This is a genomic window from Paraburkholderia unamae (assembly GCF_003096875.1).
Lineage (GTDB): Bacteria > Pseudomonadota > Gammaproteobacteria > Burkholderiales > Burkholderiaceae > Paraburkholderia > Paraburkholderia unamae.
This window is the reverse complement of record NZ_QEOB01000011.1, coordinates 274,399-301,115: the sequence shown is the minus strand read 5'-3', so window position 1 is coordinate 301,115 and position 26,717 is coordinate 274,399. Positions and strand designations below refer to the sequence as shown.

Annotated in this window: 25 protein-coding genes and 1 pseudogene; 9 read left to right on the top strand and 17 right to left on the bottom strand. The window is 65.2% G+C overall.

The window, feature by feature from the left end:
• Positions 1-45 precede the first annotated feature (45 nt).
• A complete protein-coding gene (locus C7402_RS23825) occupies positions 46-1,299 on the bottom strand; it encodes a CaiB/BaiF CoA transferase family protein (protein WP_112174105.1) in 1,254 nt (417 codons plus the stop codon).
• A 213-nt stretch (positions 1,300-1,512) separates the two neighbouring features.
• On the opposite strand from C7402_RS23825, the gene C7402_RS23820 reads away from it, so the two are divergent.
• The gene (locus tag C7402_RS23820) at positions 1,513-2,421 is read left to right on the top strand and encodes a LysR substrate-binding domain-containing protein (protein WP_112174106.1); all 909 of its coding nucleotides are present in this window, start codon (positions 1,513-1,515) and stop codon (positions 2,419-2,421) included.
• Positions 2,422-2,618: 197 nt separating this feature from the next.
• On the opposite strand, the pseudogene C7402_RS23815 reads toward C7402_RS23820, so the two are convergent.
• Positions 2,619-3,197: pseudogene (locus C7402_RS23815) on the bottom strand (IS3 family transposase); the annotation flags it as partial.
• A gap of 258 nt (positions 3,198-3,455) precedes the next feature.
• On the opposite strand from C7402_RS23815, the gene C7402_RS23810 reads away from it, so the two are divergent.
• Genes C7402_RS23810 through C7402_RS23780 form a run of 7 tightly spaced genes read left to right on the top strand, consistent with a single transcriptional unit; the run spans position 3,456 to position 10,807 of the window.
• Positions 3,456-4,982: an ABC transporter substrate-binding protein gene (locus C7402_RS23810; RefSeq protein ID WP_244314916.1), complete on the top strand. Its 1,527-nt coding sequence runs from the start codon at positions 3,456-3,458 to the stop codon at positions 4,980-4,982.
• Positions 4,983-5,022: 40 nt separating this feature from the next.
• Complete coding sequence (locus C7402_RS23805) at positions 5,023-5,964, top strand: ABC transporter permease (RefSeq protein ID WP_112174108.1); 942 nt, start codon at positions 5,023-5,025, stop codon at positions 5,962-5,964.
• Complete coding sequence (locus C7402_RS23800) at positions 5,961-6,800, top strand: ABC transporter permease (protein ID WP_116612371.1); 840 nt, start codon at positions 5,961-5,963, stop codon at positions 6,798-6,800. Before C7402_RS23805 ends, C7402_RS23800 begins: the two co-directional genes overlap by 4 nt.
• Complete coding sequence (locus tag C7402_RS23795; RefSeq protein WP_112174110.1) at positions 6,797-7,798, top strand: ABC transporter ATP-binding protein; 1,002 nt, start codon at positions 6,797-6,799, stop codon at positions 7,796-7,798. The genes C7402_RS23800 and C7402_RS23795 overlap by 4 nt, the downstream gene beginning before the upstream one ends.
• Entirely contained in the window at positions 7,795-8,862 is a 1,068-nt protein-coding gene (locus C7402_RS23790; RefSeq protein ID WP_116612370.1) for an ABC transporter ATP-binding protein, read from the top strand. The genes C7402_RS23795 and C7402_RS23790 overlap by 4 nt, the downstream gene beginning before the upstream one ends.
• Before the next feature lie 8 nt (positions 8,863-8,870).
• On the top strand, positions 8,871-9,836 hold the full coding sequence (locus C7402_RS23785) for a serine hydrolase (RefSeq protein WP_165841973.1): 966 nt from the start codon (positions 8,871-8,873) through the stop codon (positions 9,834-9,836).
• A gap of 56 nt (positions 9,837-9,892) precedes the next feature.
• A complete protein-coding gene (locus tag C7402_RS23780) occupies positions 9,893-10,807 on the top strand; it encodes a LysR family transcriptional regulator (RefSeq protein WP_116612368.1) in 915 nt (304 codons plus the stop codon).
• A gap of 15 nt (positions 10,808-10,822) precedes the next feature.
• On the opposite strand, the gene C7402_RS23775 is transcribed toward C7402_RS23780, so the two are convergent.
• The 10 genes from C7402_RS23775 to C7402_RS23730 all read right to left on the bottom strand — a co-directional run bounded on the left by C7402_RS23775 (position 10,823) and on the right by C7402_RS23730 (position 22,107).
• Positions 10,823-12,175, bottom strand: coding sequence for an amidase (locus C7402_RS23775; protein ID WP_116612367.1), 1,353 nt, complete (start codon positions 12,173-12,175; stop codon positions 10,823-10,825).
• A complete protein-coding gene (locus C7402_RS23770; RefSeq protein WP_116612366.1) occupies positions 12,168-13,229 on the bottom strand; it encodes a DmpA family aminopeptidase in 1,062 nt (353 codons plus the stop codon). Before C7402_RS23770 ends, C7402_RS23775 begins: the two co-directional genes overlap by 8 nt.
• 28 nt (positions 13,230-13,257) lie before the next feature.
• Positions 13,258-13,995, bottom strand: a complete 738-nt coding sequence (locus C7402_RS23765; protein ID WP_208948986.1) for an amino acid ABC transporter ATP-binding protein — start codon at positions 13,993-13,995, stop codon at positions 13,258-13,260.
• 28 nt (positions 13,996-14,023) lie between these two features.
• Positions 14,024-15,133: an amino acid ABC transporter permease gene (locus C7402_RS23760; protein ID WP_116612364.1), complete on the bottom strand. Its 1,110-nt coding sequence runs from the start codon at positions 15,131-15,133 to the stop codon at positions 14,024-14,026.
• A gap of 21 nt (positions 15,134-15,154) precedes the next feature.
• On the bottom strand, positions 15,155-16,012 hold the full coding sequence (locus tag C7402_RS23755; RefSeq protein WP_116612363.1) for an ABC transporter substrate-binding protein: 858 nt from the start codon (positions 16,010-16,012) through the stop codon (positions 15,155-15,157).
• Between the two features lie 79 nt (positions 16,013-16,091).
• A complete protein-coding gene (locus C7402_RS23750) occupies positions 16,092-16,952 on the bottom strand; it encodes a D-amino-acid transaminase (RefSeq protein WP_116612406.1) in 861 nt (286 codons plus the stop codon).
• Positions 16,953-17,111: 159 nt separating this feature from the next.
• The gene (locus C7402_RS23745; protein WP_116612362.1) at positions 17,112-18,464 is read right to left on the bottom strand and encodes an HlyD/EmrA/EmrK family protein; all 1,353 of its coding nucleotides are present in this window, start codon (positions 18,462-18,464) and stop codon (positions 17,112-17,114) included.
• A gap of 34 nt (positions 18,465-18,498) precedes the next feature.
• Complete coding sequence (locus C7402_RS23740; RefSeq protein WP_116612405.1) at positions 18,499-19,971, bottom strand: efflux transporter outer membrane subunit; 1,473 nt, start codon at positions 19,969-19,971, stop codon at positions 18,499-18,501.
• Between the two features lie 56 nt (positions 19,972-20,027).
• Entirely contained in the window at positions 20,028-20,465 is a 438-nt protein-coding gene (locus tag C7402_RS23735) for a MarR family winged helix-turn-helix transcriptional regulator (protein WP_112174120.1), read from the bottom strand.
• Between the two features lie 79 nt (positions 20,466-20,544).
• A complete protein-coding gene (locus C7402_RS23730; protein WP_112174121.1) occupies positions 20,545-22,107 on the bottom strand; it encodes a DHA2 family efflux MFS transporter permease subunit in 1,563 nt (520 codons plus the stop codon).
• Positions 22,108-22,497: 390 nt separating this feature from the next.
• Here C7402_RS23730 and C7402_RS23725 point away from each other — a divergent pair, with 390 nt between their 5' ends.
• Complete coding sequence (locus C7402_RS23725; protein WP_116612361.1) at positions 22,498-24,003, top strand: dipeptidase; 1,506 nt, start codon at positions 22,498-22,500, stop codon at positions 24,001-24,003.
• Between the two features lie 46 nt (positions 24,004-24,049).
• On the opposite strand, the gene C7402_RS23720 is transcribed toward C7402_RS23725, so the two are convergent.
• The 5 genes from C7402_RS23720 to C7402_RS23705 all read right to left on the bottom strand — a co-directional run bounded on the left by C7402_RS23720 (position 24,050) and on the right by C7402_RS23705 (position 26,710).
• Positions 24,050-24,328, bottom strand: a complete 279-nt coding sequence (locus tag C7402_RS23720; RefSeq protein ID WP_112174123.1) for a hypothetical protein — start codon at positions 24,326-24,328, stop codon at positions 24,050-24,052.
• Between the two features lie 41 nt (positions 24,329-24,369).
• Positions 24,370-24,528 carry a hypothetical protein gene (locus tag C7402_RS47040; RefSeq protein ID WP_165841971.1) on the bottom strand — a complete coding sequence of 53 codons (159 nt, stop codon included), beginning with the start codon at positions 24,526-24,528 and terminating at the stop codon, positions 24,370-24,372.
• A 107-nt stretch (positions 24,529-24,635) separates the two neighbouring features.
• Positions 24,636-24,830: a hypothetical protein gene (locus C7402_RS23715; RefSeq protein WP_112174124.1), complete on the bottom strand. Its 195-nt coding sequence runs from the start codon at positions 24,828-24,830 to the stop codon at positions 24,636-24,638.
• Positions 24,831-25,288: 458 nt separating this feature from the next.
• The gene (locus tag C7402_RS23710; RefSeq protein WP_112174125.1) at positions 25,289-25,966 is read right to left on the bottom strand and encodes an MgtC/SapB family protein; all 678 of its coding nucleotides are present in this window, start codon (positions 25,964-25,966) and stop codon (positions 25,289-25,291) included.
• Between the two features lie 120 nt (positions 25,967-26,086).
• Complete coding sequence (locus C7402_RS23705; RefSeq protein WP_112174126.1) at positions 26,087-26,710, bottom strand: ABC transporter ATP-binding protein; 624 nt, start codon at positions 26,708-26,710, stop codon at positions 26,087-26,089.
• Between the last annotated feature and the right edge of the window lie 7 nt (positions 26,711-26,717).

Genomic DNA, 26,717 nt, shown 5'->3' with positions numbered 1-26,717 from the left:
GGTGTGTCTCGTGAAATTCTTTAGGAGAACTGAGCCGAATCGTGCTCAGGTGGGCGTGGCCGTGCCATGCGATTGCACGAGGTCATCGATCTCGGCATCGGACCAACCCAACTCGCGGAGGATATCGGCGGAGTCCTCGCCCAGACGCCGGGCGGGTGACGGCTCGACGCAAGCGCTACGAGACCAGCTCGTCGGGTTGCCCAGCGTGCGCAAAGGCCCTTCGGTCGGATGCTCCTGATGGCCGATAAAGCCCACGGCGGTGAGATGCGGGTCGTCCACCAGATCGTGCGGAGAATTCATCGGCATGTTCGGGATGTCCGCCTGCTGAAGCAGCGCCTGCCACTCCGCCGTGGTGCGCGTGTGCATCAAATCCGCAACCCAGGCATAGACCTCGTCGATATGTCTCGCGCGGTTGGTATGGGTGGAGAAGCGATGATCGCTTTCGAACTTCCCGGCCTGACCGATGGCAGTGAAGAACGCGCGCCAGTGCTTGTCGTTGTAGATCAGCACGCACAGGTGCCCGTCCTTCGTTTTGTACGGCCGGCGGTGCGAGGTCAGGAGCCGCGCATAGCCGGGCTCGCCGTCCTGCGGCTCGAAGCTCAGGCCCGCGAGGTGATCCCCCAGTACGAACTGCGCCATGGCCTCGAACATGGGCACGACGACCGCCTGTCCGGTGCCGGACTTCTCGCGCTCGTAGAGGGCCGTCGTCACGGCATAGACCGTGTGCAAGCCCGTGACACGGTCGGCCAGCGTGAGCGGCGCATAGCAGGGTTTGTCGGCGCCGTACTCGCTCATCAGCCAGGGCAGCCCGGAAGCGCCCTGGATCAGGTCGTCATACGCCGGCTTCGCGGCATACGGGCCGTCCTGGCCAAAGCCGCAACAGGACACGTGGATGATGCGCGGATTGACGGCACGCACGGCTTCGTAGTCGAGACCCAGACGCGCCATCGCCTGGGGGCGCACGTTGGAGATCAACACATCGCAGCGCTCAGCCAGTTGCAGCGCCGCCTTGCGCGCTTCAGGCTGCTTGAGGTCCAGGACAAGGCTGCGCTTGCCGCGGTTGGCGTGTAAAAAGATATGCCCCATGCCGGGGTGCTTCATCGGCCCCACATGGCGCATGTTGTCGCCGTCGGGTGACTCGACCTTGATCACCTCGGCGCCGAGCGCGGCGAGAATCTGGGTTGCGAAAGGCCCCATCACGACGGAGGTCAGGTCCAGGATCCTCACGCCAGCCAGCGGGCCGCCGCGCGCCTGCGCAGCGGTTTCGTGCCCAGGGCCCGTATTTTCGTCCGGTTTCATCGTGTCTCCTGCATGTTGGTAATCGGCCGGTCAGATATCGGCGACATGCGAGCGACTGTAGGCAGAGCAACGATTCCCGTCCAATTGCGTTTTCGGCTCGGACGATCTTTTTTTCGAATCGAAGATGCATTGGCGCGGCGCAACCCTGGCCCGACGATTTACAGAAAGTATTGACGGAGCCTAAAATAGATAAAAATAGCTATCGATGCTGAGATGAAGACGCACTATCTCCGATACTTCTCCGTTCTGGCCGAGGAATTGCATTTCGGGCGAGCGGCGGAGCGTCTGTCCATTACGCAGCCGCCGCTGAGTTCGGCCATCAGGGCGCTGGAGGAGGAAGTCGGCGCCCGCCTCTTCGATCGCGACAGCAAGCAGGTCCAGCTCACGCCGGCCGGCGCCGCCTTCCTGGTGGAGGCCCGCATCATCCTGGAGCGTATTGCACGCGCCAAGGACACGGCCAAGGCCGTCGCCAGCGGCAGACGCGGCCGCCTCGATGTCGGGGTGACCAGCTCGTTCTTCTATCGCGAGGTGCCGAGGATCCTCACGGCATTCGACGAGGTGATGCCGAATATCGAGGTCATCCTGCACGAGACTGGATCGGCCGAACAAGTCCAGGCGCTTTTGCACGGTGAATTGCATGTCGGCTTCATCAACGCCGCCACCGTGCCGCCCCAGCTGAAATCGATTCCGTTACGCGCGGACAAGCTGGCTGTCTGCCTGCCGGAATCTCATGCCCTCGCGCAGCGGGAGTCGCTTCGTATCGCGGATCTGGAGCACGAGCACTTCGTCATGTTCGACCGCGAGATCGCGCCCGCCAACTACGACAACGTCATCGCCGCATTCAGCCGTGCCGGCGTGCACCCGCGCACACGCCATGCAACCCGGACCTGGCTCAGCATCGCGGCAATGGTCGCCAACGGTTTCCACATCGGACTCGTGCCGGAGAGCATGGCCCGCAGCGGCATGCGGGGGGTATGTTTCGTTCCGCTTGCGGATGTGGGCGCCGTGACCCCGGCGCTGATCGCGTGGAACCCCAGCTATGGCTCGCCGGGTCTGGACACCTTCGTGGAATGCGCAAGACGGCATACTGGCCCGGAGAGCGCCGCATTCGAGCACGACTGAATCGGGTGCACAGTCGCGGGCCGTGAGCAGGGCCCACCGTTCAAGCCGTTCCAAAGCGCCGAAGCGTGTCTGGCACGGAGCGTCCCGATCGTTGCGAAGGCAACAACATTCATACGGGGCGCGCTCTTCACAACGGCTCTCAGTAGCGGGGCGTCGATCGTCACGTTGAGGATAGCCCAAATCCCGTCCCGTTTTTGGCTGGAAATCTCCGGCTCCTCGGGGTGGGCCGAATCGGCCCGGATGGCGCACTGACGGGCAAATTCCGCCGGCGTCATCCATTGCAATGCAGAGCGGGGACGCGCCTCGTTATAGTACTCACGCCAGACCTCGATTTTGCCTCTGGCGTCCGCCAGTGACAAGAACCAATGCGCGTTGAGGCACTCTTCCCGGAAGCGCCCGTTGAAGGATTCATTCTTTGCGTTGTCGGTCGGTTTGCCTGGACGCGAGAAGTCAATCTCGACGCCGTTTTCATACGCCCATTTGTCCAGCGCCTTCGAAATGAATTCGCTCCCATTATCTGTCTTGATGTAGCGCGGAAGTGGGCGGCATTGAGCAAGCCGCGTCAGCACTGCAACGACATGCTCGCCCCGCAGCGAACCATTGACTTCGATCGCCAGACATTCCCGCGTGTAGTTGTCGACGACCGTGAGCGTGCGCAGCCGGCGGCCGTCGAACAGATTGTCCGCCACGAAATCCACGCTCCAGATTTCGTTGACCGCGCTGACCATCTGCCGGGGCTGCCTGCGCCGCGCCGACTTGTTGCGTCGTGGCCGTTTGGGAGACCGCGCCAAAGCGGGGGCACTATGCCGCGCTATGGTGAATTGGTGCCCCAGCCACGTTCAAATGTCGTGCTGCCAGCCAAACAGAAATACCGTGCTTTCTCCCCCCGACACGCCTTTGCGCCCACCGCGCACCCACTTCGTTGCCCCCGCAACCTATAACGCAAGGTTATGCAATGGGGTGATCTTGTGATTTGACGCCAAAATTTGTCCCTTCGACACTCGGAGCACACGTTCCCACTCATGGAGAGGCCTGTGCCCGTCACGAACCGTACTTCTCTCGCCCTGAAGGCGAGCCTCGCCGCACTCACGCTCGCATCGTCGCTGTTCGCGCCCGACGGCAGCGCGGCAACGCTGCGCCTGGGCGTGCGCGCCGACGCGCTCACGCTCGACCCCATTGCTTCGAGCGACAACCCTTCCATCTGGACCGAGCTGCTGATCTACGACCAGCTGGTGCGCCCGAGCCGCGACGGCAAGCGCCTCGAACCGGGTGTGGCTGAGTCGTGGACCGTCTCGTCCGACGGCAAGGAGTTCCGCTTCAAGCTGCGCGGCGACGCGCGCTTCTCGAACGGCCAGCCGGTCACGGCCGCCGACGTGGTGTACTCGCTCAAGCGCGCTGCCGGCGAAAAGTCGTCGTGGGCCAGCTTCTTCAAGCCCATTGCGAGCTACAGCGCCGTGGACGACCACACGGTGGTGATGAAGCTCGACAAGCCCTTCACGCCGATGCTCAACAACCTCGCCATGTTCAGCGCTTCGATCCTGCCGCAGAAGCTCGTGGAGCAACAAGGCGACGCGTTCTTCGAACATCCCGTGGGTTCGGGGCCGTTCGTGCTCAAGAGCTGGGCGCGCGGCCAGCGCCAGGTGTTCGAAAAGAACCCGTACTACTGGGAAAAGGGCAAGCCTTCGGTGGATGGCGCAAGCGTCGAGATCGTGCCCGAGGACAATGCGCGCGTGCTCAAGCTAAAGGCGGGCGAGCTGGACGCCATCGTGGGCATTCCCTACAACCAGGTCGACGGCCTCAAGCAGGATGCGAACATCGCCGTGCAAAGCGCGCCGGTGTTCCGCATCGACCTCGTGCAGATCAACACCACGAAGCCGCCGTTCGGCGACCCGCGCGTGCGCGAGGCGCTCAACCTCGCCGTGGACCAGGCCGGCATCATCAAGGGCATTCTGCGAGGTAATGGGCGCGCGGCCACATCGTCGCTGCCGGTCATGGCGTACAACAACACGCAGTTGCAGCCCTACCCGCACGATGTCGCGAAGGCGAAGGCGCTGCTCGCGCAGGCCGGTCTCGCCAACGGCTTCAAGACTTCCATGCTCGTGCCCGGCGGCGACACCGTGGCGCGCCAGGTGGCGAGCGCGCTGCAAGCCGAACTCGCGCAAATCGGCGTGCAGGTCGATTTGCAGACCATCGAGGCGAGCACGCAGTTCAGCACGACCAAGGCGGGCAACTACGAAATGTCGCTTAGCTATGCGACGAGCGACACGATCGACCCCGACCAGCTCACGGGCTTCACCGCCGTCAATCCCGAGCGCGCGAACGCGTTCCACACGCAATGGAAGGACGAGCGCGTGAATGCGCTCTACGCGCAGGAGCGCGTGACGCCGGACGGCGAAGCGCGCGGCAAGATGTTCAAGGAGATCGAGCAGCGCGTGCACGACGGCGCGCCGTTCATCTTCCTCTATACGCCCACGGAGCCGTATGCCTACCGCCGCAACGTGACGGGCTTCGAGGTGTTGCCCACCTCGAACTACTCGCTCAAGAACGTGGTGATGCATTGATGCGTTTTCGCACTTCCGCGGGCCTTCACCGGAAACCGTCATGAAACTCGTCGCATTCTGCGTGTCGCGCGTGATCCAGCTGGTGCCGGTGCTGCTCGGCATCACGGTCATCGCCTTCCTGCTGCTGCGCGCGCTGCCCGGCGACCCCGCCACGCTCATGCTGGGCAGCCGCGGCACCGCGGCCGATATCGCCAACCTCACCGCGCAACTGGGTCTCGACCGGCCGCTGTGGCAGCAATACCTGTCGTTTCTCGCGGACATCCTGCGCGGCAGCTTCGGCCAGTCCATCGCCTATCGCAGCGCCGTCGCGCCGCTCGTGCTGGCGCGTCTCGGCCCCACGCTCGCGCTCGTGGGCGTGAGCACGCTCATGGCGCTTGCGCTCACGGTGCCGCTCGCCATGCTCACGGCGCTCAAGCGTGGCGGCCTCTTCGACCATGGCGTAAAGCTCGTGTTCGTCGTGGCGCTCTCCATGCCGCCGTTCTGGCTCGGCATCCTGCTCGTGCTGCTGCTGTCGATTCACTGGCCGCTCTTCCCGGTGTCGGGCTATGGCGAAGGCTGGGTCAGCCACCTCTGGCATCTCGTGCTGCCCTCGGCCGTCATCGCGCTCGGCACCGCCGCGCTCACCATCAAGTCGCTGCGCAGTTCGGTGATCGCGGTGCTGGGCGCCGACTTCGTTGACACCGCGCGCGCCAAGGGGCTGCGCAACGCCAGCGTCCTGTGGAAGCACGTGTTCCGCAATTCGCTCATGTCCACGATCTCCGTGCTCGCCGTGCATACGAGCTGGGTGATCGGCGGCACGGTCGTGATCGAAACGGTGTTCGGCATTCCGGGCCTGGGGTCGCTGCTCGTCTCCTCGATCGGCACGCGCGACTATCCGATGGTGCAAGGCCTGACCGTCGTGTTCGCGGTGCTCGTCGTCATCATCAACCTGTTGGCGGACGTCGCGTACTCGCTGATCGATCCGCGCGTGAGTCTGTCATGATGCTCGCCGCCACTTTCCGCCTCGCGCGCCGCGCCACGCGCGGCCACAGCCTGCGCGTGGGCCTCGCGATGCTCGCGCTGCTGATATTCGCCGCGCTGTTCGGCCCCGCGCTCGCCGCGCACGACCCGCTCGCCGTCGATCTGGGCCAGTCGCTCCAGGCGCCCGGCGCGGGCAGCCTTCTCGGCACCGACGAACTCGGCCGCGACGTGCTGGCGCGCGTGCTCGCCGGGCTGCGCACCGACCTCGTGGTCGTGGCCATCTGCGTGGCGCTGCCGTTCGTGATCGGCACGGCCGTCGGGCTCGTGTCCGGCTACTTCGGAGGCTGGGTCGATCGCGTGATCATGCGCCTCGTCGATATTCTCTGGGCGTTTCCGTTCTATGTGCTCGTCATCAGCATCGTGGGCGCGCTCGGGCCCGGCACGGGCAACATGTATCTCGCGTTCTCGCTCGTGGTGTGGATCTCGTTCGCGCGCATCGTGCGCGGCGAGGTGCTGCTCGTGCGCCGCCTCGAATACACCCAGGCCGTGCGCGTGCTCGGCTACAGCAACGCGCGCATCATGCTGCGCCACGTGCTGCCCAATGTCATCACCCCCGCCATCGTGTTCATGATGTCCGATGTCGTCCTGACGATACTCGCCGTCACTTCGCTCGGCTTTCTCGGTCTCGGCATCCAGCCGCCTACGCCCGAGCTGGGCATCATGATCTCGGAGGGCCGCACCTTCATTCAGGACGGCTGGTGGATCTCCGTTTTCCCAGGGCTTGCGATCGTTTATATCGGCATGACGTTCACGCTGATCGGCGACGGGCTCGACGACCTGCTGAGGCCCAAGCGATGACGCCCGAAACCCGCATCGACAACAATGACGTGCTGCTCGACGTGCGCGACCTGCGCGTGAGCTTCGGCGACGCGCAGCGCACCGTGGCCGCCGTGGACGGCGTGAGCTTCAGCGTGCGCCCCGGCGAGATTTTCGGCCTCGTGGGCGAATCGGGCAGTGGCAAGAGCGTGACGTGCCGCTCGCTCGTGCAGCTTTTCGGCGGCGCGCGGCCGCTGCGCACGGAAGGCTCGCTCAACTTCGCGGGCCGCGAGCTGGTGGGCGCGTCCGATCGCACGCTGGCCGACATTCGCGGCCGCGAGATCGCGATGATCTTCCAGGACCCGATGACGGCGCTCAACCCCACCATGCGCGTGGGCGCGCAGATCGAGGAAGGCTTGCGCCGCCACTGGAAGCTCACGGCGCGCCAGGCGCGCACGCAGGCCATCGACCTGCTGAAGTCGGTGGGCGTGACCGCGCCCGAGCGGCGCATCCACGACTATCCGCACGCGCTGAGCGGCGGCATGCGCCAGCGCGTGCTGATCGCCATCGCGCTCGCCTGCCGCCCCAAGCTGCTGATCGCCGACGAGCCGACCACGGCGCTCGACGTGACGATCCAGGACCAGATCCTCAAGCTTGTCGTGCAGTTGCGCGACGAAACCGGCATGGCCGTGCTGCTCGTCACCCACGATCTGGGCGTGGTGGCGCAAACCTGCGATCAGGTGGCGGTGATGTACGCGGGCCGCATTGTCGAGCGCGCCGAGACCGTTGCGCTGTTCGAGCGGCCCTCGCATCCGTACACGCGCGCGCTGCTCAACGCCCTGCCCGCCCATGCGCGGCGCGCGGGGCGTCTCGAACCCATCGCGGGCGCGCCGCCCGACCTCGCCGCGCCCCCTGCGGGCTGCCGCTTTCACCCGCGCTGCACGCACGCCGCGCCCGCCTGCGCCGAGGGCCAGCCGCCCTTCGTCGGCGTGGGAGAGGGGCATACGAGCGCCTGCATCCGCATCGAGGAAATCGCATGACCACGAGCTTTCCTTCATCGAATGCGGCCGCGCTCGCGCCGCTGCTCGAATGCCGCGACATCAGCGTGACGTTTCGGCAGACGCGCACGGCGCGCGACCTGCTGAGCGGGCGCAAGCCGCTGAAGCTGCACGCGCTGCGCAATGTCTCGCTCGCCGTGAAGCCGGGCGAAATACTCGGCGTGGTGGGCGAGTCGGGCTGCGGCAAGAGCACGCTCGGCCGCACGATCGCGGGGCTGCAAGCGCCCGATTCCGGCGAGCTGCGCTGGGAAGGCCGCGCACTGGCGGCGGGCGGCGACCGCAAGGCCCGCGCGCGCAACATCCAGATGGTGTTTCAGGACCCCTATGCGTCGCTGAACCCGCGCATGACGCTCGGCCAGATGCTCGACGAAGTGCTGCTCGTGCATGGCCTCGCCGCGAGTGCCGCCGAGCGACGCGAGCGCGTGGACGAACTGCTGCTCATGGTGGGGCTCGCGCCGCAACTCAAGGAGCGCATGCCGCATGCGATCAGCGGCGGGCAGCGCCAGCGCGTGAGCATCGCGCGCGCGCTGGCAGTCGAGCCGCGCCTGCTGATCGCCGACGAACCCGTGTCCGCACTCGACGCCTCGGTGCAGGCGCAGATCATCAATCTGCTCGAAGACCTGCGTGCGAAGCTCGGCATTGCGATCCTGTTCGTCGCGCACGACCTCAACGTCGTGCGCCATATCAGCGACCGCGTAACGGTGATGTATCTGGGCGAAGTGCTCGAATCCGCCTCGGCGGACGCGCTGTTCGAAGCGCCGCATCATCCCTACACGCACGGCTTGCTCGATGCGATTCCGTTGCCCGACCCGAAGCACCGCAAGCGCACGCCCGGCGTGACGGGCGAGTTGCCCGACCCGCTCCATCCACCCGCGGGATGCAGCTTTTCTTCGCGCTGCCCGCACGCCGTCGACGCATGCCGCGCCGCGCGCCCTGCGCTCGCACCGGCCGCCGAGCCGGGCGAACTACGCGAAGTCCGTTGCATCCGGCCGCTCTCCACCACCGGCGCGGCGCTCGCGCCGGTCCACCTGCATCGTCACTCCTGAACCGCCCTATGCTCTTCGAACGCACCCCTACCCTCGACGCGCTCGGCGACCCGCTCGTGCGTCACGCCGTGCAGCGCTTTGCCGGCGCCGGACTCGCGGCGGACCGTTTCGCGCTCACGCTGCTCGTGCATGCCCACGACCGCACCGGTCGCCACGCGCCGCTCGCATGGCGAGGCTATGCCTCGCGCGGCGATGCGCAGTTCTACCCTTGCAGCGTCGTGAAGGTCTTTATCATGGCGGCCGTCGAAGCCGCGCTCGCCGAAGGCGCACTGGAGGCGACGCCCGAGATCGAACGCGCCATGCGCGACATGATCCGCTGGTCGAGCAACACCGCCACGAACTACCTGATCGACCACTATACTGGCACGACCGGCGACACCGAGCTTGCTCCCGACGTGATGGCGCAGTGGGCCGCCGCCCGTGAGCGTATCAACATTTGGCTCATGTCATTAGGACTCCATGAGTTCTCGGGCATCAACATTGCCCAGAAACTCATGGACGACGACCGTTATGGCCGTGAAGCGGAGTTCGTGAAATGGCGCGGCGAAAACCACCACAACCGCCTTAGCGCGAACGCGGCCGCCTCGATGCTCGCGCGCATCATGGACGGCGCAATGGTGAGCGCCGAGGCCAGCGCGCGCATGGCGCAGCGGCTGCTGCGCCCGCGCGACGCCGCGTTCGCGGCCACGCCGGGCGCGCAGGTGAGCGGCTATCTCGGGGAGCGGCTGCCGGAGAGCGTCAAGGTCTGGTCCAAGGCGGGCTGGACAGGCTGGACGCGCGACCCGCTCGCAAGCTACCGCCGCCACGACGCGCTGCATGTCGCCACGCCGGAAGGGCTGCGCTACACGCTCGCGGTGTTCACCGAAGGCGAGGCCGTTTCCGCCGACGACACCGTGCTGCCCGGCATCGGCGAAATGGTCTTTGAGGCGCTGAGCCAGGCGTATCCTCAGGGTCTTGTGGTCGACGCGGTCTAGGCGCAGCGAGTGACGGTCCAGAACGAACGGCGGGGCTTTGCGATGAGGCGCCACATATGGAACTGAAATGGCTGGAAGACTTCGTGAGTCTCGCAACGACGCTCAGCTTTTCCCGCTCGGCGCAGGAACGCTGCGTCACCCAGTCCACTTTCAGCCGACGCATCAAGCAACTCGAACAGTGGCTCGGCACGACCCTCGTCAGCCGCGTGAGCTTTCCGGCCGAGCTCACGCGCGACGGCCGCCTGTTCCTGCCCGTTGCGCGCGAAACGATCGAGACGTTCTACGCCACGCGCCGGCTTTTCGAGGCGCGTACGCACGACATCAGGCCGACGCTCACGTTCTCCGCATTGCACACGCTGGCCGTGACGTTCTTCCCCGCGTGGTTGTGCGAGGTGTCGGAGCAAATGAGCGCGTTCTATCCGCGTCTTTGTCCGGATCACGGCGGCATCGAGGACAACATCAATACGCTGGTCGAAGGCGAAGTGGATTTCCTGCTGACCTACGCGCACGAGTCCGTGCCGATGCTGCTCGACCAGACGCGTTTTCCTCGGCACGTGCTCGGCACGGAACAGGTGTGGCCGGTTTGCGCGTCGCCTGCACGCGAACGTCCGCTCGATCGCGCCATCAGCGAGCACACAGCGCTCGACTACCTGAGCTACGGCGGAGACTCGTTCTTCGGCGTCGCGCTCGCCCGGCTCTTTCGTGAACGGGCCGCGTTCGAGCGCAACGACGTCTACGAAAATACCATCGCCGTGGGCCTGAAAGCGATGGCAATGGCCGGATGGGGCGTGGCATGGTTGCCTGAATCGCTGATCCGCGATGAACTTGCCGCGGGCACGCTGTCGCCCGCGAGCGACGATCCCGCATGGCGGTTTACCGTCGATATCTGCATCTACCGGAACGCCGACGCCACGCGGCCCGTTGTCGACGAGTTCTGGGCGGCGTTGCGCCCTGCGGACGCCGGCGCATAACGACACCGCATCGTTTCATTCGGGAGCGTACGTCGACATTGCGCCCCGTGGCGCGATCTGCGCCTCGATCCAGCGCGCGACGGCAAAGAGCCGCGCGTCGTGGCCGCGTCGCGCGCTAACCAGCAGGCCCACGGGCCAGCGCCCCCGCGCGAAGCCACAGCGCATGCTGAGCGACGGCTGCCCGCTCAGATTGAACAACGCCGCATTGCGCGAGGCCAGCTGGTCGTAATCTGGCGGAATCGCATCGAGCGAGGCAGGCAGCGTTTGCGCCGAGGCCGTCACCATCACGTCGACGTTTCCGGCGATACGCTCCATGTGCTCGATGAAGCGCGTGCGCCGCTGGAGCGCCTCGCGCCATTCGCCCTCCGCTATCGTCGCCTTGCGAGCGAGTTTCGCATGCAGTTCGGCGCTGAACCGCTCCGGCTGCGTGTTGAACGGTGCGGCGAAGCTCTGCCACGCCTCGCGAAAGAGGAGACGGGTTAGCTCGTCTGCTTCGTCCCACTGCGGATCTGCGCATTCAACGAGCGTGGCACCCGCGCGCTCCAGTTTCACGAGCGCGTCTTCAACGGCGCGGGCGATGTCGGGCTCGGCGTTGGCGAAACCGCTTGCGAGCACACCCATACGCGGCGCGCATTCAAGCGGCAGATCGGCAGCCGCATTCGAACCCTGCGCGCCGAGCGCGTTCCACAGCGCCTTGCTGTCATCGATGCCGCGCGTGAACCAGCCCACATGATCGAGCGTGGGCACGAGGGGCACGACGCCCGTGGCGCTGACGACATGTTGCGTCGGCTTGAATCCCGTCACGCCGCAGCAATGCGCGGGATAGCGGATCGAGCAGGCCGTATCGGTGCCGAGTGCGGCAAAGGCGAGCCCCGCCGCCACCGCGACGGCCGAGCCGCTGCTCGATCCGCCCGGATCGAGGCGCGGCCCCCACGGATTCACGGTGTCGCCAAAAAACGCGTTGAGGCCCGTCGTGCCGTACGCCAACTCATGCATCGCAGTCTTGCCGAGCAGAACGGCGCCCGCCGCGCGCAGGCGCGCCACCACATCGGCGTCGCGCGCGGGCGTTTCATCCGGCCATAGCGCCGAGCCGGCGGTCATCCGCACGCCCGCCACGGCGATGTTGTCCTTCACCGCCACCGGTATGCCATGCAGCATGCCGCGCCAGTTGCCCGCGTCGCATTGCGCGTCCGCCTCGCGCGCCGCGGCCAGCGCCTCGTCGGCCGTCACCGTCAAATACGCGTTCAGCCGGGGATTGACGGACTCGATGCGATCGAGCAGTGCGCGCGTGAGCGCCGTCGAGGTGATCTCGCGCCGCTTCAGGCGCGCCGCAACGCTCGTGAGGGACTCGAAGTGCGGACTATGCATCGCCAACTCGCGGGGCGAACAGCGTGGCGAGCGCGGGACGATAATGACCGTCGCGACCCTCGATCGCTTCGGCGGCGAAGAGCGCGTTGAGCACGGCTTCCTCGGTCGCTTCGGCCGCCGCCTGGAACAGCAGGTCGATGCGCGCCTCGTTCAACCGCTGCGCAGGCACGAAATCGCGCGCCTCGTCGTGGTCGAACGCTACGGCCGTCGAAAAACCGAGCGCGATGTCACCGCTGCCATGTCCCCAGAATGCGCCAAGGCGCGCGAGGCCCGCGCCGCAGCGGCGTGTCACGCGCAACAACTGGCGATAGTCCAGCGGGATATCCGTCGCCATCACCACGATCACCGAGCCTTTCTCGGCCACCGCGCTTCGCTCACCATCGCCGCCATCGTCGGGATGCGGCGCACGCGCGCCGCCCGGCAGCACGAGATCGCCCGGCCTGCCAAAGTTCGTGAGCGCAATCACGCCCAGGTGCCGCGTTTCACCGCCCAGCACGAACTGGCGCGACGCACTGCCAATGCCGCCTTTGAAGCCGAAGCAGACCATGCCGGTTCCCGCGCCGACGCTGCCCTCTTCGACCGCGCCCGCATGAGCCGAGCGCAGGGCTTCCCGCGCGTGCGCCTCGCTGACCGCCATCGCCTGAATATCGCTCAAGTGACCGTCGTTGCATTCGCACACGACCGGATTGACGGTGGCCGTCGCGCGCCCGATATCGGCATTTGCCTCGATGGCCGCGCGAATCAGCGCCTGCGAGCAAGCTGCGACCGAGAACGTGTTGGTGAGCAGCACCGGCGTTTCGAGCACGCCGAGTTCCTCGATCTGCACGAGGCCGACACTCTTGCCGAACCCGTTGATCACATGCGACGCGGCCAGCACGCCCCGCCGATAAAGATTGCCGTCGTGCGGCAAGATGGCCGTCACGCCCGTGTTGACCGCACCTTCGCGCAGCGTGCGATGGCCCACGCGCACACCTGGCACGTCGGTGATCGCGTTGAGGCGTCCGGGCGGCAGCGTGCCGCACACCAGGCCCCGTTCTCTCGCTCCCCATCCCATTGCGTCGCTCCTTCGCCCCGCTCACGCGTTAAAGCCGCCCGGCCTTGACGATGCTGCGCAAAAACACGCGCGTCTTTTCGCCTTCGGGCGCATCGAATATCTGCCGCGGCGGCCCCGACTCGTAGACTACGCCGCCTTGCAGAAAGCACACCTTGTCCGCCACTTCGCGCGCAAAACCCATCTCGTGCGTCGCGAGCACCATCGTCATGCCTTTCGCCGCCAGGTCCCGCACGATGTCGAGCACCTCGGAAACGAGTTCGGGGTCGAGCGCCGAGGTGATTTCGTCGAGCAGCAGCACGGTCGGGTCCATCATGAGCGCGCGCACGATCGCCACACGCTGTTGCTGGCCGCCCGAAAGCCGGTCGGGAAACGCTTGCGCCTTGTGCGCGAGCCCGATGCGCGCAAGCAGGCTCATGCCCGCCTCGCGGGCGTCATACGGCGCCATGCCAAGCACCTGGATCGGCCCGAGCGTCACGTTGTCGATCACGCTCATGTGCGGAAACAGGTTGTACCCCTGAAACACGATGCCGACTTCGCGGCGGAGCATGTCGAGATTGACGCCGCGTCCGTCGATGCGATCGCCATGCAGCGTGATGCGCCCGCCATCGATGCTTTCGAGCTGGTTGATACAACGCAGCAGCGTGGACTTGCCGCAACCGGAGGGGCCGATCAGGCAGACGACCTGATGCGCGTCGACGTCGAGCGAGAGCCCCGAGAGCACTTCGGTTGCGCCATAGCGCTTGGTGACGTTATCGATTTCGATCAGTTTCATGCGTAGTCCTCACCGGTCGTGCTCACATGCCCGCGCGCATGCGTCGGCGATCGCGCTCGATCAGGCGGTCGACAAAGCGCGCCTGCGGAATCGTGACGAGCACGAAGACGATCGCGACCGTCGTCACCGCCGAAAGATTGAAATTGTTGCTGGCGATGATCTTCGACTGATTGAATGCGTCGATGGTCCCGATGATCGCGACGAGCGCCGTGTCCTTTTGCAGGCTGATCATGTTGTTCAGCAGCGGCGGCACGATCCCGCGCACGGCGAGCGGCACGGTCACGAAGCGCAGCGTCTTCAGATACGAGAGCCCCAGCGAACGCGCCGCCGCAATCTGGCTGGGGTGAACCGATTCGATGCCGGCACGATAGATCTCGGCAGTGTAGGCGCCATACGTGAGCGTGAGCGCGAGAATCGCATACGTATTCGACGACAGATCGCGCAGCACGGGCAAGTCGGTGAGCGGAAGACCAAAGCCGATCAGATAGATGTTGATGATGACGGGCAGCCCGCGAAAGAGGTCGCAATAGGCGATTGCGAGCGTGCGTATCGGCTTGCCCGCGCGGCCGGGCAAGGTCCGTGCGATTGCGATGGCCAGCGCCCACACGAGAATGCACACAGCCGAGACCGCGAAAATTTCGAGGTTGGTCACGAAGGCGAGCAGGATCGCCTTTGACGATCGCACGATGAGACCGACATCGAAGAACGTGCGGCTCACGGCGGCGTCGTTGGCCACGAGCAGCCATGCGAACGCACAGGCCCCGACGAGCGCGGCGGAGTACGCGAACGACTGCCACGAGGCATCGGAAGCCTGCGCGCCGCAAGTGCGCGCGGCGTAAATATCGTCCGCGCGCTGGGCGCGCGCCGATAGCAGAACCCCTTGCAGCGCCTTGCATCCCAAAGCAAACGCGATACCGCAGGCGAGCGCCGCGCCCGCCATCACGGCAACGGGCGGCCAGCCCGCCGACACCGCGACGCGGGTGACGTGGTACGCCGTGAACGCAACGAGCGCGAATGCGAGCACGCCCACCGCGAGCGCGAGCATGCCCCGGCCGCGATGGACGCGCAGCCGGTTCATCGCGTACCACGATCGCGCGCGATCGCTGGTGAGAGTGGATTCGGTAGCGTCCATGTCGGGGTTCCCGTCAGTCGGTCAGGGTTTCCAGAAAGCCACCGACGCCGGTGAGCGTCCCCATTGAGGTACGAGATAGGTGGCTTCGAGCTTCTTGAGCGTGCCGTCGTTCTTCAGGTCGGTCATCACCTTGTCGATCGAGGCCCGGTTGGGCGAGCCCTTCGGATAGACCCCGGCCGTCTCCTGCCCCGACACATACTGGCCGACGATCTCGAGCTTCCCGTGGGCGTTGGCCACCTGGCCGAGCACGATCGTCGTGTCGGTGAGCACCGCATCCACTTTGCCCGCCACGAGCGCGGTGAACATCGACGAGGTATCGGGAAACACCTGCACGTTGGTCGCCTTGATCTTCTCGGGCACGAACTGGACGAGCGTCGTGCCCGCCTGCACGCCAATGCGGCTCGACTTGATCGACTGCTCGGTCACCGGGTCTTTCTTGCGTGAGGCGACGCCGAAGTCCGATTGCTGATACGGCACCGAGAAGTCCACGACCTTCTTGCGCGGCTCGGTGACCGAGATCTGCGCGAGCGCGATGTCGTAGTCTCTGGTTTGCCCGGCAACGATCGAGTCGAATGTCACGTTGACGAGCTTGAGCTTGTCGAGGCCCAGCCGATGCGCCATGTTGGCGGCCATGCAGAATTCGAAACCGTCCTTGATGGTATCGGGCGTGTCGCCGTTGAAGTCGCCCACGGCCGGCAGATTGATCTCCACGGTGAGCTGGCCGGGCACGGCGGGCTTGATCGTGTCGGTGCCTTTCGCGCCGGTGATGAGACAATCGCCATACGAGGCGTCGGCGTGCGCGGGCGCGGCCGCCATTGCCATGCTGCCTGCTGCGATGGTGGCCGCGAGCAGCGGGCCCAGTCTGCGGGTTGGTTTCATGAGATTCCCCTGTTCTGACCGTGGTTGAATGACGGTACGACGGTGTAGTGCCACTGCCTGGCGCGCGCGCGACGAGCCGCTAGAAAAGAGCCGGCCCGCGTGTTGCCAGCTCCAGATAGATCTGTTGAAGCCGCATCGTCAGTTGTCCGGGACGGCCGTTGCCGATCACCGCGTTTTCAACCTGGACAACGGGCGTGACGGTGCTCGACGCGCTGGTGAGAAACGCTTCCCGCGCGGCCTGTGCTTCTTCAACCGTGAAGCGTCGTTCTTCAATGCGTAACCCTGCATCGCCGGCGATCTGCAAGATGGCGGCCTTCGTGCAGCCAGGCAGCACGCTTTGTGAATTCGGGCGCGAAACCAGCACGCCTTGCGCGTTGACGAGATACGCCGTCGACGATGCGCCTTCGGTCACGTAGCCGTCTTCCACGAGCCAGGCTTCGTGAAATCCACGCTCCCGCACGTCGCGTTTGGCGAGCACCTGGGCGAGCAGCATCACCGACTTGATGTCGCGGCGCGCCCAGCGCTGGTCGGGCACGATGCCCACGGCCACGCCTTCGCGCGCCGATACCGCGCCGGTAATGGGCCGTTGCTGCGTGAAGGCAACGAACGTTGGCACGAGTCCGGGCGCAAACGTGAATTCACGCTCCGCGACGCCGCGCGTCACTTGCAGGTAGACGACCCCTTCTTCAATGCGATTGCGCCGGACCAGCTCGGCCTGGATGTCTGCAATCGCGTGACGCTGCATCGGCATGGCGATGCCGATTTCGCCAAGAGAGCGTTCGAGCCGGGCCAGATGCAGTTCGTTATCGACCAGCCTGCGGTCTATCACGGCACTGACTTCATACACGCCGTCGCCAAACAGAAAGCCACGGTCGAATATGGAAATCCGCGCCTCGGCTTCCGGTACGAAGCGGTCGTTGAGGTAGATCTGTCGCGTCAAATCCGTGTCTCCCTGCGAATGCGTCGAATGCATTCTGATGGGAAGACACGGATGTGGCCAATTCAATTTTCGGCATGCATCATGCGAATCCTGCATACGGCGATTGCCCACCGCGCCGGTGCGAAATCATGCAGAATTTGCTGCCGCGCACCATCGTCGTTATGTTGCGCTTGCAGGTTCGGTCGTTCTTCTGGGTGGGGTCTGGCGCAGGTTCGACGCTTGCACGCTCTTTCCTTTACCGTCACTTGCCGAACCCCGCGTTGCCGATTGCGTGGCGGTGACGGCTGCCGCCATTTCGTTCTGCTTGATGATCTTTTCGATCTCGCCATCGGCCAGCGCGTCGTACTGCGCGAAGACATCGGTGCGATAGCGCGTATTTTGTGCCGCCGCGAGTTGTGTGCCGGACTCGTCGCGCGTATCCGTCTCCACCGTCATGGAAAGACCGATGCGCAGCGGCCGCGCCGCAAGTTCGCGGGGATCGAGCTCGATCCGAACAGGCAGGCGCTGGACGATCTTGATCCAGTTGCCCGTGGCGTTCTGCGCGGGCAAGGTCGCGAACGCGCTGCCCGTGCCCGCCGAAAAGCCCGCGATACGCCCGTGATACTTCACGCCCGAGCCGTAGACATCCGCCGTGAGCGTAACGGGCTGGCCAATGCGCATGTGCTTGAGCTGCACTTCCTTGAAGTTCGCGTCCACCCATACGCCGTCGAGCGGCACGATAGCCATGAGCGGCGTGCCGGGCGACACGCGCTGGCCAACCTGGACCTGGCGCTGCGCCACGTAGCCTGTGACCGGCGCCGGCAAGGTATCGCGCGCATACGCGAGCCAGGCCGCGCGCACTTTCGAGGCGGCCGCCTGGACGTCCGGATGCTGTTCGACCGAGGTGCGGTCGGTCAGCGCATGATTCGCCGCTCCTTGCTGGCGGGCGGCGTCGAGCGCGGCCTGTGCGGCCTGCACGGCGTCGCGGGCGTGGGCAATGTCTTCGGCGGAAACGGCGCCCGACTCGGCGACTGCCGCGCGGCGGCGCAAATCGTCGTTGGCGCGGGCGAGGTCCGATGCGCGTTGCGCCACGTTCGCCGCGTAGAAGTCGTTGTTGACGTACAGGCCGCTCACGCGCCGCACGGTCTGGCCGAGCGACGCTTCGGCGTCGGCCAGCGCGATTCTGGCGTCGGCCGGGTCCAGCGTGACGACAGGGTCGCCCGCCTTCACGATCTGCGTGTCGTCGGCGTTCACGGCAACCACCGTGCCCGTGACTTGCGGCGTAAGCTGCACGAGATTGCCGCTCACATAGGCGTCGTCCGTCGTTTCGTGAAAGCGGCCATCCGTGAAGTAGTACGCGCCGTATGCTGCACACGCTATCAGCGTCGCGGCGCCGAGCAGCGCGATCAGGCGCTTGCGGCGGCCGGGGGGCGTGGCCGCCTTGTTCTCGTGCGCGGGGGCCGCTTGCGCGCCGCCTTGTGGCTCGTCGAGTTGATCCACCGGATCGCGCTCGGTCGTGATCGTTTCGCTCATTTCAGTTCTCCTGACGGGTTTGCAAACATGGCGCTCAACGCGCGGCGACGACGGCATGGGCAGACGTGTCGACATAGCCGCCGCCCAGCGCGGAAGCCAGTGCGATCTGCTGGTCGCGGCGATCCATCTTCAGGTTGGTGATGGCTTCGTCGGCATTCAGCGCCGTGACGTCGGCGTTGAGCACGGTCAGTTGATTCGTCAGGCCGCCCTTGTACTGCGTGATGGCGAGCTGGTCGGCGTCGCGCGCGGCCTGCTGCGCGGTTTGTGCGTCGACGAGCTGCGCATCGCTCGAACGGATCTGGGCGAGCTGTGTGGCCACGCCGCTAAGCGCGCCAATGAGCGTCTGGTTGTAGGCGGCCACCGCGTAGTCGAACTCAGCATAGCGGCCCTTCAATTGCGCGCGCAGTTCGCCCCCGTCGAAGATCGGCAGATGGATTGCCGGGCCCGCCGAGGCCGTGCGGCTCGCGGCGGTGAGGAAGCGGCCGAAGCCGAACGCGTCCAGACCGATTGCCGCGCTCAGGTTGATGTCCGGATAGAACTCGGCCTTCGCCTCCTTCACCTCGTGCGTGATCGCGTCCACGCGCCAGCGCGCCGCGACGATATCCGGGCGGCGGCTCACCAGGTCGGCGGGCAGGTTGTCGGGCAGGCGCACGTCGTCGCCCACGGCGAGCGTCGGTCGCGTGATCGCGATGCCACGGTCGGGGCCTTTGCCCATCAACGCCGCCAGTTGATAGCGCGTGGTCAGAATGCGGCCGTCGAGCGCGCTCACGCGTGAGCGGCTCGTCGCCAGGTTGGCCTGCGCGGTCTTGCGCTCCACTTCGGTGTCGAGCCCTGTCGCAATCCGGCCCGCCGTGATGCGGTCGATCTGCTCGCGGCGCGCGACTTCCTGCTGCGCGATGTCACGCAGCGCGTAGAGCCGCGCCAGCTCGTTGTAGGTGCGCGCAATCGTCGTGTCCAGCGTGAGCTTGACGACTTCCTCGTCGGCCTCGCTCGCGGCCGCCTCCGAGACCGCCGCCCTCAGCGCCTCGCGATTCTTGCCCCACAGGTCGAGATCGTAGGAAGCGGTGAGCAGGCCCTTGTTCTCGGTCTGCCACGAGCCGGCATACGGCGGGGGCACCAGCGCCGTGCTGCTGTACTGCTGGCGCGTGAGGGTATAGCTCGCGTCGACGCGCGGCAGCGTGCCCGCCTCGGCGGTTTCGCTGTACGCCTGGGCCTGGGCCACTCGCGCCCTGGCCTCTTCGATCGTCGGGCTGCCTTGCAGCGCCTCGGCAATCAACGCCTTCAATTGCGCGTCGCCGAACTGGTCGACCCAATCGGTGGACGGCCAGTGCCCCTGCTCTTGCGGCAGGCTCTGCGCCGTCTCGAAGTGTTGCGGCTGGGCCATCTGCTTGTCGCTGTGGATGCCCGCGTAGTTCGCGCAGGCGGCGAGCACGGCCATGGCGATGGCCGATACGCCCCGCTTCAGCGTGCGGGCACCGATGCTTGATCTAGAAGTCTGCGATTTCATTTTCTGACATGTCAGATTAATGGTCGAAAAAAAGCGCGGCGCCACGGCCGCGCCGTTCAGTCGCCGGTGAACTTGCGAAGCAGGCGATTGAGCTCGGCGAACTCCGCCTTCGTGAATTTGTGCAGGCGTGCGTTCAACACATGCGGCGCGATTTCCGGGATCTGCGCCGCCGTTTCCAGACCTTGCGCGGTGAGGTTCAGATTGACCACGCGGCGGTCGTTCGCGTCGCGCGAGCGCTCCAGCAGACCCTTGGTTTCGAGCTTGTCCAGCATTCGCGTCATCAGGCCCGTGTCGATGCCGAGCAGCTTCGACAATTCGAACGGCGTGGTCGCCACACGCTGCTTCAACGAAAGCAGAATGCCCATTTGCTGGCTCGTGATGTCGAGGTCCTTGAGCGCCGTGTCCAACTCCGCGACAACCAGATTGCGCGCCTTGACGATTCTGAAACCGACACTTTCCGTGAGCATGAAATTTTTCGGCGTGTAGTGGTCCATCGCGGCATCCTCCGTATTGAGTCTCACAATATCTGCATTATCAGATACTGTCAAGAAAAAACACGCTGCCGCCCCGTCCTCAGTGGCCGCCGGAGGCAGCCGCGCCCGCGCCGCCGCCCTTCACCGGCCGCGTCACCCAGATCAGCGGAATGATGACGACAAAGATCACCGCTGAAATCCAGAAGATATCGTTCAAGCCCAGCATGGTGGCCTGCGCGTTGAGCGCGTTTTCGTAAAAGGCCGTGGCTTTGGGTATGCCGCCGCCCAGTGTCGCCTGGAGGTGCGCAATGGCGCCCGTGAACGCCGGATTCTCCACGCTCGTTTGCTCGGCGAGCCGCGCATGATGGAGGATCGTGCGGTCGTTCCAGGCGTTGCTCATCAGTGACGTGCCCACCGCGCCCGCGAAAATGCGCGCGAAATTCGACAGACCGGCGGCCGCCGGAATCTCCTCGGGCCGCAGGCCGGACAGGATGATGCCGGTGAGCGGCGTGAAGAACAGCGCCGTTGGAATGCCTTGCAGCAGGGTTGGCAAAATCAGCGTCCAGGCATCCACGCCGGTCGTGTAGTTCGAGCGCATGAAGAACACGGCGGCGAAGCCGGCGAATGCCAGCGTGGCGAGCACCCGCAGGTCCATGCGCGGCATGACCTTGCCCATCACGGGGGCGAGGATCACGGCGAAGATTCCGAGCGGCGCGGTCACGAGCCCCGCATCCACGGCGCGATAGCCGAGAAAGCCCTGAATCCACTGCGGAAGGATCACGAGGTTTGCAAAGAAGATCGCGTATGCGACCGAGATGGCAATCGTGCCGCCCAGGAAGTTGCGTTTGGTGAACAGCCGCAGGTTGACGATCGGTCGTTCCTCAGTCAATTCCCAGATGAGGAAGAACACGAAGCTCACTGCCGCGACGGCGGTGAGCGCCCAGATGACCGGCGAACTGAACCAGTCGAGGTCCTTGCCCTTGTCGAGCATGATCTGCAACGGCGCAACCCAGGCGATGAGCGAAATCAGCCCGACCTTGTCGACCGGCAGTTTGCGTGCGGGCGTTTCGCGTTCGCGATAGATCGCCCACACCACGCCGGCGGCAAAGAGGCCGACCGGGACGTTGATATAGAAGATCCATGACCAGCTGTAGCTGTCGGTGATCCAGCCGCCCAGCGCCGGGCCCGCGATCGGCCCGACCGTTGCGGTCATCGCCCACAGCGCCAGCGCGTTCGAACTCTTTTCCTTGGGAAACGAAGCGAGCAGCAAGGCCTGCGAAAGCGGCACCAGCGGCCCCGCCACGGCGCCCTGAACGATACGCGCCACCAGCAGCGTCAACAGGTTCGGCGCGAGACCGCACGCGGCCGACGAGAGCACGAACAGCAGAATCGCCCCGACGAACAGCTTGACCTGGCCCACGCGCTGCGTAAGCCAGCCGGTCAGCGGAATGGACACCGCATTGGCCGCCGCAAAGAGCGTGATGACCCACGTGCCTTCGTCGATCGACACGCCGAGATTGCCGGAGAGCGTGGGAATCGCGACGTTGGCGATCGACGAGTCCAGCACGTTCATGAAGGTGGCGAGCGCCACGGCGAAGGTGCCGAGCGCGAACTTCGCGCCGGTCAGCTGCGCCGGGCCGCCTGGGTTGATCGATGAATTCATGGTACGTCCTCTCGTCTGGATGCGAATGTCCCGTCAATCACGAATATTTATCTGACTTGTCTGATAATTCGGCAAAAAAAGCGGCCCTGAGCCTGAGGCCGTGTGGCGCGATCTGGAAAGCGGCGTGTTCGAGGTGACGCGTCGAAGAGCGGCCACGACTCACCCATTTCGATATCTGATGCGGAATATATCTGACATTGCAGATATTGGCAAGCGAGTTTCGTCATCGCGCTCGCGCCTGCCCAGCGAGCGGGTATTCAGCCGCCTGACGATGGGCTTCTGACGTAACATGCCGCAGGACAGGGCCACTCCCCGGCGTGCCCGAGTGATTACGATTGCATGACACAACCCGCGCGGGTGTCGCCCATACCGGCCGCCGGAATCATCACAATGACAATGCGAACCGACGACTCTTCCGATCCTTCACAGTCCGCGCAGCCTGTATGGAGCGCGATTCGCGACGACTCCGCCAACGCATTGCACGACACGCTCGTGGAAATCGACGGATGGATGATCCCACTCGATCCGGCAAGCACGAGCGCCGACTATTTCCTTCTTGCCGCCGATGAGCCGTGTTGCGGCGGCTGCGTGCCACGGAATCCTTTCAGTTGCATTGAAGTCGTGACACGCGCGCCTCTCGTGCCCGAGCGCGAATCCGTTCGCTTGAGCGGCCGGTTGATACGGCTGATCGACGATCCGGCCGGTTGGCGTTATCGGCTCGAAGACGCGCAACGCGTGCCGCAGCAGCCGGGCTCACTCGCGTCGGCAACGGGAATGAGCCGGCGCGCATTCCTCGCCTCGGGGGCCGCACTGGGTCTCGCAGCCTGCGCGCCCGGACGCTTTGCACGCTATGCCGACACGCAGGACACGCAGCACGCGTCCGCGGCGAGCGACAGCGCGCCGTCCGCCTGGCAAGCCTCCACGGGCGCGCTCACGATCGACATGCACAGCCACGCGGGACATGTGATCGTTTCGCGCAACCCCGCCCTTGGCGAGCGCCGGGCGCTCACGCCGGTGAGCGCGCCGATGCGCGCGGGCGGCATGAACGTCATCTGCCTCGCCATCGTCACGGACACCGTCGTCACACGCGTGTCCGCCGACCGGAAACGCTTCGAGGCGTGGCGCACGCCGCAGCCCGGCGAGTTGTACCAGCTAGGCCAGATCGAGTTCGCGCGCGCGAAAACACTGGTTGAACGCGAGCAACTCGACATCGTGACGAACGCAAGCATGCTCGCTTCGGTTGGTGGCCAGAAGCCGTGCGTGATTATCGCGGCCGAAGGCGCGGATTTTCTCGAAGGCCAACTGGAACGCGTGGACGAGGCTTACTCGCGACATCAGTTGAGGCATCTTCAGTTGACGCACTATCGCGTCAACGAGCTCGGCGACATCCAGACCGAAGCGCCGGTGCACGGCGGCCTGACCGATTTCGGCGCGGACGTCGTGCGCCGCTGCAACACGCTGGGCATTGTCGTGGACGTGGCGCATGGCACCTACGATCTCGTGAAACGCGCGGCGGCGGTCACGACGAAACCGCTCGTTCTCTCCCATACGGCGCTCGCGAGCCATCCTGGCGCGCGCAGCCGGCTGATCACGGCCGACCATGCGCGCGCCGTGGCGCAAACGGGCGGCGTGATCGGCGTGTGGCCGAGCTCCGGCACGTTCCACGACCTCGGGGCCATGGCGCACGGTTTCAGAAGAATGGCCGATGTGGTGGGCGTCGACCACGTGGGGCTCGGTTCGGACATGTACGGTTTCATTTCGCCGCCCGTATTCCAGCGCTACGAGCAATTGCCGGCCTTGGGCGCGGCGCTTCGCGCGGCCGGCTTTTCGCAGCAGGAAACCGAGCAGATGCTCGGCGGCAATTATCGGCGCGTGTTCGAGGCAACGCTTGCGTGATCGATTTGAACGTGCGTGCGTATCGAGTCGACCATTGCCCCGCCGCTCAGTGCGCCGAGAAAAACGAGCGGGCATTGCCACCCGTTCCCGCGCCACGACGCGCGTCGCACAGGCAGTCCAGACGGCCAAGCAGGTCTCTCGCCTGCTTCTCGACGTGCATCGGCAGCGACGGCGTGGCGAGGATGGTCGTCACCCTGGCGCGCCAGTAGTTCAGGCTCGCTATGGAGCCGTTTTGCGCGACGCGCGCGCCTTCGACCTCATGTTCGAGATGGTCGACGACGTGCCGGATATGCACCAGATCCTGCTCCGAATAATCGTAGCTCACGATCGCTCTCCCTGTTTTTTAATTAGCAGTATTGATCTTGCCTACCGGCGTGAGCGGTTCCGTTGCCACCATTCGTGATGGTCGAGATTGCGCAGAAGATCGGCGCGCCTGCGCTCGCGACGATAGTGGACCACGACGCCGACTGCCGCAATGACAAGCACAATGGCGCCGGCGGCCATACCCAGCCAGGATTGGTCCATGTCAGTCTCCCCAATTGCACTCCGTTCGCCGGCGCCCGTTTCAAGCGGCACCCGGCGTGAATCCGCTCTGCCGCGGCGAGAGACCGTCGATCTCCCGTCGCGTCGTGTTACGCGCGGGCAATCGCACGCAAAATCGCGTCTCCCCTCGCAGTGACGCGAGGCACGGGCAGGCCCACTTCATGGGGTTCGATTTCAATCAACTGAAGCTCGCGCAGGGCGCCGAGTTCCAGGCGGTCCACCTCCATCCGCTCCGGCGCATTCTTTACCAGCATCAACGTGGCAAGTTCGTGGGGGCTCAGCATGGTAGTCCCTCGCAATGCAGGGGTTGGAAAAGGAAAGTGGTAACGCGCGGCACGAGCACGCTGGAGCGGCCGATCGGATAGCGCCATGCCGCAAGGCAACGCCTGTCACGATGACGACCGACTCCCGCAAGAGGATGGATGGCCGGGACCTGAAATACAGCCGAGCCTGACGTGGCAAACAAAAGGTATTGAGGAATGCTCACGAATTGGCTCCAGGGGGGCACCAACCAGCGTTGCCGCTGCCACTGCGGCTTGATCCTCGGCATGCGCGCTTCTGGACACCCGGTCACGGGAGCGCCCTGCCGATCGATCTAGAGCGATCATTCTAACTTTGTTAAATCGACGCCACTAATCTGTATCGTCCAGGAGTTTCCCCAATATGTGAGATTTGGTGCGCGTGAGTTGGGCCGCCACGGTTGGAGGGGCCGTGGCCCTTCACGTGAAGGCTGTCACTCACCTTACTTGTCGCGGCGGCATTCGCGCACGCCCGACATGGTTTCGAGCCGTGAGCAGATCGCCGAGAATTCGCTCGTGCTCACGCGTGACAGCGCGATCTGCACGTCATCGAGATCGGCGTCGTCGTCGGATTGCTGGACGATGAACTGCTTGACGCGCACGCTGCCCGAGCCGAGCGCCTCGTGCACCGAGTCGAGCGTGACGCTACCGCGCTCCACCAGCAGTTGTATGTTGCGTTGCTGACGCACGGAAATGAAGCGCCGCTCCAGCGGTTTCACGCCCACCAGAATGATCAGAATAATGACGGTCGCGCCGATGGCGGCCGTGTACATGCCGCCGCCCACCGCGAGACCGATACCGGCCACCGACCACAGGCTCGCGGCGGTCGTGAGACCGCGCACGACTTCGCCGCGCAGCAGGATGGACCCCGCGCCCAGAAAGCCGATGCCCGAAACGACCTGGGCCGCGACCCGGGAGGGATCGAGCACGACATTCTTTTCGCCCAGCACGTCGGCGAAACCGAACGCCGAAACCAGCATCATCAGCGCGGCGCCGACGCACACCAGCATGTGTGTGCGCAGACCGGCCGCCCAGTTCAGGCGCTCGCGCTCAAAGCCGATCACGCTGCCGAGGAGCGCCGCAATCAGCAGGCGCGACAGGAGTTCGAGGTCGCTGATCAAGATGAAGCTCCGTGCTTTTCGTCAGACAATGTCCCCAAAGGTCGAATTGTGACACTTTCGTGAAATTCATGTCGACCACAGGACGCGTCATCAAGACCGACCGCGCGCTGAGAAAGCCGCTTACACGGTGAATCCGAGCTCCGCAAAGGTGGTGATCTTTGCCTCGCAGGCTCGCACCAGCGCCGGATCGTGGCTCGAAAAAAAGACGGCGCGGTCTTTGGCCAAGGTCTTGAAGAGATCGATCAGCACGGCGCGCGTGGCCGCGTCGAGCCCGTTGCCCGGTTCGTCCGCGATGATCACGGCGGGATCGCCGAGCGCTGTCGCCGTCAGGAAAAACTTCTTGCGGGTGCCGAGGGACATCTGCTCGAAACGCTTCTCCAGATGCGGCGTGAGGCCGAAGCGATCCGCGAGATCGAGCGTGCGGGTATCGAGTGTCGTCTTTTTCGCGGACGCCACGAGTTCGAGAAACGCACGGCCGGTTTGAAACGGATACGCCATGCAATCGTCGGGCACATACGCCAGGGCGGATTTCGCCTCTAGCGGCGCGGCACGCAGCGAATGCCCACCGAGCCATATTTCACCGTCGTCGGCGTCGATCGTTCCGGCAAGAATGCCGAGCAAGGTGGACTTGCCACTGCCGTTTTCATCGCAGAGCGCGACGCATCCCGCGCCCGATGCATAGTGCAGCCCTTGAAAGAGGACGCGTCCGCCGAAGCGTTTGCTGAGGTTTTCGAATCGAAGCATGGTGGAG